The organism is Comamonas sp. (assembly GCF_009360615.1).
Classification (GTDB): Bacteria; Pseudomonadota; Gammaproteobacteria; order Burkholderiales; family Burkholderiaceae_C; genus Comamonas.
In genome coordinates, this window is record NZ_SPEY01000120.1 from 1 (window position 1) to 11,915 (window position 11,915).

Annotated in this window: 14 protein-coding genes and 1 pseudogene; 5 read left to right on the top strand and 10 right to left on the bottom strand. The window is 64.6% G+C overall.

The features are described 5' to 3' along the window. The first annotated feature begins 17 nt into the window (after positions 1-17). Positions 18-1,316 carry a THUMP domain-containing protein gene (locus tag E2583_RS24240; RefSeq protein ID WP_291599470.1) on the top strand — a complete coding sequence of 433 codons (1,299 nt, stop codon included), beginning with the start codon at positions 18-20 and terminating at the stop codon, positions 1,314-1,316. After that, positions 1,313-1,804, top strand: coding sequence for a putative toxin-antitoxin system toxin component, PIN family (locus E2583_RS24245; protein WP_291599451.1), 492 nt, complete (start codon positions 1,313-1,315; stop codon positions 1,802-1,804). The genes E2583_RS24240 and E2583_RS24245 overlap by 4 nt, the downstream gene beginning before the upstream one ends. 122 nt (positions 1,805-1,926) lie before the next feature. Here the strand turns inward: E2583_RS24245 and fos are convergent, their stop codons facing one another. Further along, complete coding sequence (gene fos / locus E2583_RS24250; protein ID WP_291599472.1) at positions 1,927-2,337, bottom strand: fosfomycin resistance glutathione transferase; 411 nt, start codon at positions 2,335-2,337, stop codon at positions 1,927-1,929. A 406-nt stretch (positions 2,338-2,743) separates the two neighbouring features. Here fos and E2583_RS24255 point away from each other — a divergent pair, with 406 nt between their 5' ends. Next, complete coding sequence (locus tag E2583_RS24255) at positions 2,744-3,064, top strand: multidrug efflux SMR transporter (protein WP_003080957.1); 321 nt, start codon at positions 2,744-2,746, stop codon at positions 3,062-3,064. 22 nt (positions 3,065-3,086) lie between these two features. Here the strand turns inward: E2583_RS24255 and E2583_RS24260 are convergent, their stop codons facing one another. Beyond that, a complete protein-coding gene (locus E2583_RS24260) occupies positions 3,087-3,749 on the bottom strand; it encodes a hypothetical protein (protein ID WP_291599455.1) in 663 nt (220 codons plus the stop codon). Positions 3,750-3,898: 149 nt separating this feature from the next. On the opposite strand from E2583_RS24260, the gene E2583_RS24265 reads away from it, so the two are divergent. Next, a complete protein-coding gene (locus E2583_RS24265; RefSeq protein ID WP_291599457.1) occupies positions 3,899-5,035 on the top strand; it encodes a 3-deoxy-7-phosphoheptulonate synthase in 1,137 nt (378 codons plus the stop codon). Between the two features lie 111 nt (positions 5,036-5,146). Here E2583_RS24265 and E2583_RS24270 read toward each other — a convergent pair whose 3' ends face one another. The 5 genes and pseudogenes from E2583_RS24270 to ureE form a co-directional block, all read right to left on the bottom strand. Next, entirely contained in the window at positions 5,147-5,662 is a 516-nt protein-coding gene (locus E2583_RS24270; RefSeq protein WP_291599459.1) for an N-acetyltransferase, read from the bottom strand. Between the two features lie 621 nt (positions 5,663-6,283). Then, complete coding sequence (gene ureG, locus E2583_RS24275; RefSeq protein ID WP_291599461.1) at positions 6,284-6,943, bottom strand: urease accessory protein UreG; 660 nt, start codon at positions 6,941-6,943, stop codon at positions 6,284-6,286. 32 nt (positions 6,944-6,975) lie between these two features. Next, positions 6,976-7,308, bottom strand: a complete 333-nt coding sequence (locus E2583_RS24280; protein ID WP_291599462.1) for an antibiotic biosynthesis monooxygenase — start codon at positions 7,306-7,308, stop codon at positions 6,976-6,978. 13 nt (positions 7,309-7,321) lie between these two features. Then, the gene (locus E2583_RS24285) at positions 7,322-8,038 is read right to left on the bottom strand and encodes an urease accessory protein UreF (protein WP_291599464.1); all 717 of its coding nucleotides are present in this window, start codon (positions 8,036-8,038) and stop codon (positions 7,322-7,324) included. Beyond that, positions 8,025-8,543: pseudogene (ureE, locus tag E2583_RS24290) on the bottom strand (urease accessory protein UreE); the annotation flags it as partial. The pseudogene ureE and the gene E2583_RS24285, both read right to left, overlap by 14 nt. 109 nt (positions 8,544-8,652) lie before the next feature. Here ureE and E2583_RS24295 point away from each other — a divergent pair. Beyond that, positions 8,653-9,159, top strand: coding sequence for a gamma-glutamylcyclotransferase (locus tag E2583_RS24295; RefSeq protein WP_291599465.1), 507 nt, complete (start codon positions 8,653-8,655; stop codon positions 9,157-9,159). Here the strand turns inward: E2583_RS24295 and ureC are convergent. Genes ureC through E2583_RS24310 form a run of 3 tightly spaced genes read right to left on the bottom strand, consistent with a single transcriptional unit; the run spans position 9,144 to position 11,911 of the window. Next, the gene (ureC, locus tag E2583_RS24300) at positions 9,144-10,886 is read right to left on the bottom strand and encodes an urease subunit alpha (protein ID WP_291599466.1); all 1,743 of its coding nucleotides are present in this window, start codon (positions 10,884-10,886) and stop codon (positions 9,144-9,146) included. The two genes, E2583_RS24295 and ureC, sit on opposite strands and share 16 nt — an antisense overlap. Positions 10,887-10,909: 23 nt before the next feature. Beyond that, positions 10,910-11,581, bottom strand: coding sequence for a LysE family transporter (locus tag E2583_RS24305; protein ID WP_325799235.1), 672 nt, complete (start codon positions 11,579-11,581; stop codon positions 10,910-10,912). A 6-nt stretch (positions 11,582-11,587) separates the two neighbouring features. Beyond that, the gene (locus E2583_RS24310) at positions 11,588-11,911 is read right to left on the bottom strand and encodes an urease subunit beta (protein ID WP_291599474.1); all 324 of its coding nucleotides are present in this window, start codon (positions 11,909-11,911) and stop codon (positions 11,588-11,590) included. Positions 11,912-11,915 lie beyond the last annotated feature (4 nt).

Below are 11,915 nucleotides of genomic sequence, written 5' to 3' on the forward strand. Positions count from 1 at the left end.
GGCGCGCACTGATTTCTATGAACCAACTGCATTTGTTTCTGCCCTGCGCCGCCGGCGTCGAGGGCTTTCTGGCCGACGAGGTCCACGCCATCACCGGTGCCAGCGGGCAGGATCTGCTCGTGGGCCGGGGCGGCGTCATGCTGCGCGGCATGTGGCGCGATGCCTTGCTGCTCAATCTTCACAGCCGTCTGGCCCAGCGCGTGCTGATCGAGCTCTCGCACACCCTGTACCGCAGCGAGAACGATCTGTACCGCGCCGCCAGCGAGGTGGCCTGGGAGATCTGGTTCACGCCCAAGGAAACCTTCAAGATCGAGGTCACGGCCCAGCACAGCCCGCTGACCAGCCTGAACTTTGCGGCGCTCAAGGTCAAGGACGCGATTGCCGACCGTTTTCGCGCCAAGCGCAACGGCGTGCGCCCCAGCGTGGAGACCCACCATCCCGATGTGCGCGTGCATCTGCACCTGACGACCGACGGCGCCACCCTCTATATCGACACTTCGGGCGAGGCGCTGTTCAAGCGCGGCTGGCGCGAGGACAAGGGCGATGCCCCGCTCAAGGAAACCCTGGCTGCGGCCATGATTGCGGCCTCGGGCTGGAACCCGCATGGCGACCATCCCCAGCCGCTGTACGACCCCTGCTGCGGCAGCGGTACCCTGGTGATCGAGGCCGCCCAGATCGCGCGCAGGATTCCGGCCGGCATTCTGCGTCGCTTTGCGTTCGAGAAGCTCGTACCTTTTCAGCGCCATGTCTGGGAAGCCATGCTGGATGAAGCCGAGAGCCAGATCCTGCCCGAGTCGCCGGTGGGCATCTACGGCTCGGACATCGCCTTCCGCATGGTGGACTTTGCCCAGCGCAATGCCGAGCGGGCGGGTGTGTCCGATACCGTCAGCCTGCGCGGTGGCGATGCCTTGCAGCGCATGCCGCCCAGCGAGCAGCCCGGCATGATGCTGCTGAACCCTCCCTATGGGGAGCGTATCGCGGCGGCCGGTAGCGCGGGCCGCAATGCGGCCGAGCGCATGGATCAGGTCGAACGTGCCGGCCGGGAAACCGCGCAGACCGACGACGGCGGCGAGTTCTTCAACCAGCTGGCCAGCCACTGGAAGAAGAACTACAGCGGCTGGAGCGCCTGGATGCTGACGCCGGACCTCAAGCTGCCCAGCAAGATGCGCCTCAAGGAGTCGCGCCGCACGCCCATGTGGAACGGCCCCATCGAATGCCGTCTGTTCCGCTTCGACATGATCAAGGGCGCGGTCAAGGCGCGCAAGCCTGCGGAGGATGCGGCACGGAGCGCAAAGCCGGAAGGCCGGCCTCAATGAAGATCGCCCCGCTGCGCTGGCCGGCCTGCAACGCCGGCTATGACGGCCCCTTGCCGCGCCCCATGATTCTGGACACCAATGTGGTGCTGGACATGCTGATCTTTGACGACCCGGATATCCCCGCCATCCGCGAACTGGTCGCCCGTGGAGAGGTGCGCTGGATTGCCGACGAAGCCCAGCGCATCGAGCTGGGGCGCGTGCTGCACTACAGCCAGATTGCGCCGCGCATCAGCTACTACGGCAAGACGCCCGAAGGCGTGATGGCGGCGTTTGATGCCGCCGTCGAGTATGTGCCTGGGGCACCCAAGATCCGCTTCACCTGCACCGATCCCGACGACCAGCATTTCCTCGACCTGGCCAGCCAGCACAAGGCCTTGCTGGTCAGCAAGGACAGGGCCGTGCTCAAGCAGCGCAAGCGCGTGGCCACCCACTATGGTGCAACGGTGGGCAATGTGGTGGTGCTGGAAGAGGAGCGGCTGGCCGCCTAGTGTGGCGCAGCCAGGCTGGCTCCCCTGTATCGACTGGCCGCGCTCCTTGGAGCGCAGCTGTGTCAGACAGGCTCTTGCACCCGGTCTTGCCTGAGTATTGCCTCCGTTGCCTGCTCGTTGGCTCAGTCGAAGAACCGCATGCCCGCATAAGGCCGCAAGCGGCATTGCGCCAGGCGGCTTTGCAGCGAACCGACATGGGCTTCGAGCAGGTGGCCATCCGGGTCCAGAAAGTAGAAGGAATCGCCTTCGCTGCGGTTGCTCTTCCATTCCTGGACACCGCATGACCTGGCATGCTCCACAAAGTGCGCGAAGTCGCGTTGGGCAATCGTGAATGCGTAGTGGGTGTAGTCAGAGCTGCGGGCCTGGCTTCGCTGTTCGTCTGACGACAGGCACAGCCACAGATCGCCGAGTTCCAGATAGGCTCCCGCATCCCACTGCGCCCGCAGGCGAAACCCCGGTACGCGCACGTAGAAGTCCACGCTGCGCTGCAGGTTTGCGACGGCCAGCGTGAGGTGATTCAATCCGGTAAGCATGGTGGCGATGGGCGGGCTTGGCACAGCCATCCAGTGTGCCATTGCCTTGCATCGGCTCTGTCCCTGCATGGCGCAGTCCTCGCGGGCCAGCAGGAGCTGCGCACCGCCTGTGTTGCGCCCACGGCATCCATAAGTGCCATGGCGCCGCTTCTGCCTGCATCGGGCCTGGCGAATCCGTCGCAGTCCGTCAAACCTTGCACTGCCTCATGGAATCCGCAGGCACCGCCGGACGGAGCCAACGAAGCGCCGGCCCATGGTTGTGGCGGCCGAACCACCCATGGCTGGCCCGGATTAGCGCATGCGGATTAGGATTCATGCCGCAGGGACGACCTTGCCGGGCGATGCGATGCATGGCCTGAATTCCTGCCGGGACGGCCTGGCCATTCGATCTTCAAAGAGGTTTTCCATGGCTTGGGTTTATCTGCTGGTGGCCGGCGTTCTGGAAGTGGTCTGGGCCTTCACCATGAAGCAGTCCCATGGTTTCACCAACCTCAAATACAGCGCCATCACCATCGTGGCCATGATCGCCAGCTTTGGTCTGCTGTCGGTGGCCATGCGCAGTCTGCCTCTGGGCACGGCGTATACGATCTGGACCGGTATCGGTGCCGTGGGTGCATTCCTGGTGGGCGTCACGGTGCTGGGAGAGCAGCTCAGTGCCATGCGCGTGGGAGCGGCTGTCCTGATCGTCAGCGGTCTGGTGCTGATGAAACTGTCGGCCGGGGAATAAAGCACCGCCCGTATGCGCTGAGTCAGCGCGCCATGGCGGCTGGCGTCTCCGGTTCCATCGGGCACTTGCTCAGCCACAGTGCCAATCCCTGCCGGTAGGCGGCCGGGTCCATGGCATCGCTGTGGCGGGGGATATGGTAGGCCTTGCCCTCGGCCGCGAGCCGGGCGCAGGCCACCTTGTAGAAGTCGGGCGTGGCCTGCAGGCGCGCGATCTGCGCCCATTCGAGCCGTTCTCGCGCACCCCGGTCGTGGATCAGCGTGAAGCCCTGATCGTCGAGCTGCAGGCGGTAGCCGCCCTCCAGGCGCCGCAGGCGGGCCCGCAGGCCTGCGCGCACCAGCTTCCGGTGCAGGCCCTGCAGCGGCGCCTGGCGCATGGCTTGGTGCTGACGCAACGCGCCGAGTAGGCGCGCTGAGTAGCGCTTCCACAGCAGGATGCAGAGCACGGTCGAGACCAGCATGGCGATGATTTTTTCGGGGCTCAGCTGCTGGCCCGGCCGGGCGATGGCCAGCAGGCCGCCGCCCAGGCCCAGGCCGAGCAGCAGCGGGGCGAGCCAGCGCTCCTGCCAGCCTGCCATCCGGGCCTGCAGGGCGGCCTGTTGTCGCGCGTGTTGCTGCATCTCGCGCTGCAGCGCGGCCTGCAGCCGGCAGTCGGTGTGGGCCGGGGTGATGGTGAACAGCAGTTCCATGGGCGGTGGCGTTCGATCTTCTAGGGGCCGCCAGTCTACCGGGGCGGGGCGCCGTCCAGCCTTGCCCGGCTGGCGGCAGCAGGCCGCTTTCCGCAGCCGCCGATGGGGGCGAGCGCGCGGGTGAAAGCGCATGGCGCGACAATAGCGGGATGACATCCTCCACGACGCCCCTGCATCCCAGCGCCGCTCCGGTCCGCAAGGCACCGCCCAAGCTGACCACGCTGGACAAGACCCGCATTGACGATACACGCATCAAGATCGTGCGCCCGCTGCTGACCCCGGCCTTGCTGGAGGAATGGCTGCCCGTGACCGAAGAGGCGCAGCAGCTGGTCGAAACCAGCCGTGCCGCCATCTCGCGCGTGCTGCACGGCCAGGATGACCGGCTGGTGGTGGTGGTCGGACCCTGCTCGATTCACGATCACGATCAGGCCATGGATTACGCGCGCCAGCTCAAGGTCCAGGCCGATGCGCTCAAGGACGATCTGCTGATCGTGATGCGCGTCTATTTCGAGAAGCCGCGCACCACCGTGGGCTGGAAGGGCTATATCAACGATCCGTACCGCGACGGCAGCTTTGCCGTCAACGAAGGGCTGGAGCTGGCACGCCGCCTGCTGCTCGATGTGCTGGCGCTGGGCCTGCCTGCCGGCACGGAATTCCTGGATCTGCTGTCGCCGCAGTTCATCAGCGATCTGGTCAGCTGGGGCGCGATTGGCGCGCGCACCACGGAGAGTCAGAGCCATCGCCAGCTGGCCAGTGGTCTGAGCTGCCCCGTGGGCTTCAAGAATGGCACCGATGGCGGCGTGAAGGTGGCCAGCGATGCCATTGTGGCCGCCCAGTCTTCCCATGCGTTCATGGGCATGACGAAGATGGGGCAGAGCGCGATCTTCGAGACACGCGGCAATCAGGACTGCCACATCATCTTGCGTGGCGGCAAGGCTCCCAACTATGACGCGGCCCATGTCCAGGCCGCATGCGAGGTGCTGGAAAAGGCCGGTCTGCACCCGCAGGTGATGATCGACTTCTCGCATGCCAACAGCAGCAAGCAGCACCGCCGCCAGATCGATGTATCGACGGATGTGGCAGGGCAGATTGCTGGTGGCGACACCCGCATCACCGGTGTGATGATCGAAAGCCATATTCACGAAGGCCGTCAGGACATTGTGGAGGGTGAGGAGCTGGCCTACGGCGTCTCGCTGACCGATGCCTGCATCAGCATGGAGCAGACGGTGCCGGTGCTGGAGCAACTGGCTGCCGCCGTGCGTGCGCGTCGCCTCAAGACGGCCTGAGGCCGCCAGGACGAGGCTGAAAGAGCAAGAGGCGCCGCGGCGCCTCTTGCTCTTTGCGCTTTTCAGCAGGCACCCGGCCTTCCGGATCTCTTCGGCCGGCCGCCCATGCTTTCAGAGATCCAGTGTCAGCTTGAGCATGTCCTTGTGCTGCACGCCGCGCTCCCACAGCGGCGTGGTGTAGTTCTGCAAAAAGAAGTCCCGCTCGATGTCGGTGACGCGAAACCCCAGGCGCTGATAGAACAGCAACTGGTCTCCGAAGCTGCCCGTTCCCACATCCAGCTGCTGCACGCCGCGTTCTCGCATTTCGCGGATGGCGCGTTGCAGCAGGGCCGAGCCTATGCCCTGGCTCTGCCAGGCTGTGGACACGGCCATGTTCATCACCTCCCATCGTTGAAGCCCGTCGCCCTCGGGGACCAGCACGCACACGCCGATCAGGGCTCCAAGGCCGCTGGGCGTGAACTGGTCCGTCTGGCGGGCTCCGAAGCAGGTGGAGCCGGGCAGATAGCGCTTGACCCGCTCGCGCGAGGGGTCTGCCAGCAGCAGCAGATGCCAGGGGGCCTCTGCGGGGTTCATGGTGGTGATGTGCCAGGCAGCGGGCGTGCCCGGGCCGGTCAGCGTCGAGGTCATGCGCGCGCTCCGCAGCGGTGGAAGACGGGCGCTGCATAGTGGCCGGGCTGGATGTCGGCATTCATTCGATGGGACGCAAGTCCGCCCATCTGCTGCAAACCACAATCTCGCGCCATTTCCACTTTCCGATTGCGGGAGCTGTCAACCCGCCACAAATATTGTCAACAGCCCATAGCGTAGCAGTCGGCGGGCGGATTCGGTGACGCACTGGTGAAAAGTACAGCGTCCTGCGGCAATTTTGACGCAGGAATTTCGCAAATATGGATCTGCACAGGCCTTGCGACGGCATGTGCACGCTTATCGCGTCATTGCACTGAAGAGTGCGGGCTTTGCGCGGGACGCGCGTTTGCACAAACGAAGATAGTGGTTTATACTTAGTTCCAAGGGTTAACCCTTAAGGTTAAACCCGCGAGTGACAGTACATGAGATGCGTGCTGTCCGTCGCTTGAAGTGCATCTCTTGATTTCATAGAAAGTTCATCATGCGCCAAGCTATCAACTCCCTGATCGAATTCATTCAAGAAGCTCGCGAGTTCCATCTGGATCTGGCCAACCAGTAATCACCTGCTGGTTCGAGAAACAGCCGCCCCCTGGGCGGCTTTTTTCGTGCTGAGGAGGCTGATCAGGCTGCCAGCAGGCCCTGCTTCTCGATGAAGGCCACCACTTCGTCCAGCCCCTCCAGTGTCTTGAGGTTGGTCATCACAAAGGGCTTGAGGCCCTTGGGCGTGGTGCGCTGCTTGACGGTGTCGCTGCGCATGATGTCCAGATTGGCGCCCACATGCGGGGCCAGGTCGGTCTTGTTGATGACGAAGAGATCGCTTTTGGTGATGCCGGGACCGCCCTTGCGCGGAATCTTCTCGCCTGCTGCCACGTCGATCACATAGATGGTCAGATCCGACAGCTCGGGGCTGAAGGTGGCCGCCAGGTTGTCGCCGCCCGATTCGATGAAGACGATGTCGGCATCGGGGAAGTCCTTGAGCATGCGGTCAATGGCTTCCAGGTTGATGGAGGCATCCTCGCGAATCGCCGTGTGCGGGCAGCCGCCGGTTTCCACACCCATGATGCGTTCGGCGGGCAGGGCGCCGCTGATGGTGAGCAGGCGCTGGTCTTCCTTGGTGTAGATATCGTTGGTGATGGCGACCAGGTCCCATTTGCCGCGCATGGCCTTGCAAAGCATCTCCAGAATCGTGGTCTTGCCCGAGCCCACGGGCCCGCCGATGCCCACGCGCAGCGGAGGCAGCTTCTTGGTGCGGTTGGGGATATGGTGCAGTGCGGTCGACATGGTGAGTTCTTTCGAGAATGAGAGGGTTGCGATCAGCGGGCCTTGCCGTAGGCTCGCTCCACCTTGGCAATGCGCAGCTCGAAATGCTGGTACCAGGTGGCGTGGCCTTTTTCCTGGGCGATCTGGTGCTCGGCGTTGTGCTTCCAGCGGCGGATGGCTTCCTCGCTTTCCCAGTAAGACACGGTGATGCCGAAGCCTTGGGCATCGCGGGTGCTTTCAGCGCCCAGATAGCCCGCCTGCTGGCCGGCCAGCTCCACCATGCGGTCGGCCATCTCGCCATAGCCCTGGTCCGTCGGGGTGCGCAGGGAGGTGAAGATGGCGGCGTAGTACGGTGGCTGGGGCGTGGCGGCAAACAGTGCAGACATGGCGGATGGCGGTTCAGCTACGGAAAAGCCGAGAATACTGGTGTTCATGCTGGGCCGAGAGAATGGCCAGCATGGGCGAGAAAGCCTGTCTTGCGTCGTCCGGCAACGCCAGCGCGTACTCGACGGCGGCGGGAATCTCGGACGTCAGTCGCGCCAGGATGCGCTGGCCGGCGCTCTGGCCCAGGGGCACGGCCTTGATGGCGGCCTGGACCATGTTCTCGGCCCAGCCAAAGGCATAGGCCAGCAGCGCATCGCGCGGTGTGGCGCCGGTGCACTGGGCTGCCAGCGAGAAGGCGATGGGGTAGCTGGCATCCTGCGCGGCCAGCCAGTGGACGGAGGCCAGCGCGGCTGCTTCGTCGGCGTAGCGGTTTTTCAGCCACTCGGTCAGCGAGCGGCCCATCTGCTCGGTCTGCAGGCGCAGCTCGCTGGTTTCGCGCGTGACCCTGACCCACTGGTTGAGGCTGGCAATGCGCGCCAGATCCGCGCCTTTCCAGGCCGGCATGGCCTGCGCAATCACGGCCATGTCCCCGCGTGACTGGGTCAGATGCAGCTGCTGCACCAGCCAGCTGGCAGCCTCTGCTTCCGTTGTGACCAGCGCCGCATTGATGGCCGCTTCAAGCCCTTCCGAATAGGAGAAGCCCCCGATGGGCAGGGCCGGCGAGGCCAGCCACATCAGCTGCAGAAAGCTCTGCGCGCCAAGCGCCAGCAGCGGCTCAGTGGGCGTGGTCATGCGAGTGTCCATGGGCGTGATGATGGTGGCTGTGGCCATCGTTGGTCACATGGCCGCCATAGGCGCCTCCTTCGGGCTCGAAAGGCAGATCGGCTTCGACCACCGTCATGTGCATGCTGCGCAGCATATCGGCCAGTACATGGTCGGGTTCGATCTTCAGATGGTCGGGCTGCAGCTCGATCGGCACATGGCGGTTGCCCAGGTGGTAGGCCGCGCGCATCAGGTCAAACGGCGTGCCGTGCTCGGCGCAGGCCGTGATATGCAGCACTTTCTGCGGTGCGGCCCGCACGCAGATCAGGCTGCCGTCTTCGGCCACCAGCACATCGCCACCGCGCACGGCCTGGCCGCGCGGCAAGAAGACGGCCAGCTCGCGGCCCTGGCTGTCGGTGGCGGCAAAGCGGCTCTTCTGACGCACATCCCAGTCGAGTTCCACGGACGCGGCGCGTTGGAGGATGACGGTGGAAAGGCCCTGGCCCTGGAGCAGCAGTTTGTTGGCAGTCAGCATGTTGAATTCACAATGAAATAAAAGGCCAGAACCAGATTGGCGCGCATGTTGCATGCCCTGCGCATATCAGTGATTTTGATGGACAACTCTTTTGGAAACTTCGACAGAAATGGCAGCACCGACCTCTTTGCTGGTTGCGCCTGCTGACTGGCAGGGCTGTGGCGCAGCCTATGTGGCGGTGTATGGCACCTTGCGTGCCGGTGGCATCAACGATATTGCAAGGCTCCAGCCAGGCGTTGCCTGTGTCGGCAGGACCCAGCTGACCGGCACCTTGCATGACCTTGGCTGGTACCCGGGCCTGAGGCTGCAAGGCTCGCAGGCCGTGCTGGCCGAGGTCTACCCCATGGACGCAGCGCTGGAGCGGGCCATGGATCGCATCGAAGGCCTGTGGCCCGAAGACCTGGGCGAATACGCCAAGCGCATTCTGACTCTGCCCGTGATGCTGACCCAGGGCGGTCAGCAGTCCATCACCGTGCTGGTGTACGAGGCCTTGCCCGCCACCGTGAAAGACGCGCCGCAGCTCGCCGTCAGCGACTGGCTGGCCTGGTTTGAGGGCAAGGGCATGCTGCATCCGGATTCGGAGTTTCAGCTCAACACCGCTCAGAACAGAAAGTAGCGCTGTGCCATGGGCAGGCTGACCGCGGGCTCGCAGGTCAGCAGATCGCCATTGGCGCGCACGGCATAGGTCTGGGCATCCACCTCCATATGCGGCGCCAGATCGTTGTGGATCATGTGCTGCTTCTTCACAGTGCGTATGCCCTTGACCGCCGACAGGGTCTTGTGCAACCCGAAGCGCTGGCCGATACCGGCGGCAAGCCCTGCCTGGGAGACAAAGGTCAGCGAAGTTCTGGCAACCGCCCCGCCAAAACTTGCAAACATGGGGCGGTAATGCACGGGCTGAGGCGTGGGAATGGAGGCATTCGGATCGCCCATGGCCGCCATGGCGATGCTGCCGCCCTTGAGGATGCAGAACGGCTTGACGCCAAAGAAGGCCGGCTTCCAGATCACGATATCCGCCCACTTGCCCACTTCGATGCTGCCCACCTCGTGGCTGATGCCATGGGCAATCGCGGGGTTGATGGTGTATTTGGCGATATAGCGCTTGACACGGAAGTTGTCGTTGCGCGCGCCGTCGCCGCTCAGGGCGCCGCGCTGCAGTTTCATCTTGTGCGCGGTCTGCCAGGTGCGCAGTATGACCTCGCCCACGCGGCCCATGGCCTGGCTGTCGGAGCTGAACATGCTGATCGCGCCGATGTCGTGCAGGATGTCCTCTGCCGCAATCGTTTCCTTGCGGATGCGGCTTTCGGCAAAGGCCAGGTCTTCGGCAATGCCGGCGTCCAGGTGGTGGCAGACCATGAGCATGTCCACATGCTCGTCCAGCGTGTTGATGGTGTAGGGGCGCGTGGGGTTGGTGGAGCTGGGCAGCACATTGGCCTCGCCCACCACTTTCAGAATGTCGGGCGCATGGCCACCGCCCGCACCTTCGGTGTGGAAGGTGTGAATGGTGCGGCCCTTGAATGCGGCCACGGTGTCCTCCACAAAGCCGGACTCGTTGAGCGTGTCGGTGTGGATGGCGACCTGGGTGTCGGTGTCCTCGGCCACATCCAGGCAGTTGCTGATCGCTGCCGGCGTGCTGCCCCAGTCCTCGTGCAGCTTGAGGCCGATGGCGCCGGCACTGATCTGCTCGTGCAGGCCGCCGGGCAGGCTGGCATTGCCCTTGCCCAGAAAACCCAGATTCATGGGGAAAGCGTCGGCGGCCTGCAGCATGCGTTCCATATGCCAGGGGCCTGGCGTGCAGGTGGTGGCGAAGGTGCCGGTGGCCGGGCCGGTGCCGCCGCCGATCATGGTGGTCACGCCGCTGGTCAGTGCTTCCTCGATCTGCTGTGGGGCAATGAAATGGATATGGGTGTCGATGCCGCCTGCGGTGACGATATGGCCTTCGCAGGAGATGATCTCCGTGCCCGGGCCGATGATGATGCTCACGCCCGGCTGGGTGTCGGGGTTGCCGGCCTTGCCTATGGCCACGATGCGGCCGTCCTTGAGTCCGATGTCGGCCTTGACGATGCCCCAGTGGTCCAGGATCAGTGCATTGGTCAGCACGGTGTCGACCGCACCGCCTCCGTCAGGGCCGGCTCCCGTCCCGTCGCGTGTGCGCTGGCTTTGCGCCATGCCGTCACGGATGGTCTTGCCGCCGCCGAACTTCACTTCCTCACCATAGCCGCCAGCGGCCAGGGTGTAGTCTTTTTCGACCTCGACGATGAGCTCGGTGTCGGCCAGGCGCAGACGGTCGCCCACGGTGGGGCCAAAGGTTTCTGCGTAGGCTCGTCGGTCCATGGTGGCCATTGAGGAATCTCCGATTCAGGTGTTCAGCGCAGGGACTGCTGCTGGACCGCCGGTGGCAGGGCGGCGGGGTTTGTGCCGAGCAGGTCGCGCAATGTGCCCAGTGCCAGGGCCAGCAGCAGTGCAGCGCAGCAGCGGTAGGTAAAACGGCTCCAGTGCGCAGCGGCGCGGCGGAAAAGCCGGTCCACCAAGGCTGCGCAGACAAAGCACCAGAGCAGGGACGAAGTCATGAATCCCGCGAAGAACAGCCCGTAATCGCTGGCGCTGGGCTGGGTCACTCCCACCGCCCCCAGGGCACTGCCCATGGCGGCCCAGTAGGCCAGGTTCTGCGGATTGGTCAGCGACAGGGCCATGCCGCGGCGCAGGGCCTGCTTCTGCGTGGCGGCGACGGTGGCCGATACATCGAGCCGGTGTTCGGTACGCCCGGCCTTCCAGCTGTCCCAGGACAGCCAGAGCAGGTAGGCGGAGCCCGCCAGACCAATCGGCCAGCGCAAGGCGTCGACCTGCATGACCAGACCAATGCCGGCCAGGCCCAGCAAGGCCCAGCTCGCATCGCCCACCAGGGAACCCAGCTGCACCGCCAGCGCAGGGCGATAGCCCCCGCGCACACCTTGGCGCACGGTCTCTGCAAACACCGCACCGGGCGCAGCATTGAACACCAGGCCCAGCACAAAAGCAGAAGCAAACAGCATCAGCATGGCCGGTCAGTCGCTGGCAATTACGGGCAATGCACCCTGGACCAGACCGCGAAAGCCATAGATCTGGCGGTCGCCGCCGACCTCGACCAGTTCCACCGTGCGCTGCTGCCCTGGCTCGAAGCGCACCGCCATGCCGCTGGCAATGTTCAGGCGCATGCCATGGGCGGCGGCGCGGTCGAAATCCAGGCCTGCATTGGTTTCGGCAAAGTGGTAATGCGAGCCGACCTGAATCGGCCGGTCGCTGGCATTTTTCACCACCAGCGTGAGCGTGCGGCGGCCGGGGTTGAGTGCATGGCTGCCCTCGTCAAGAATCAGTTCGCCGGGGATCATCTTT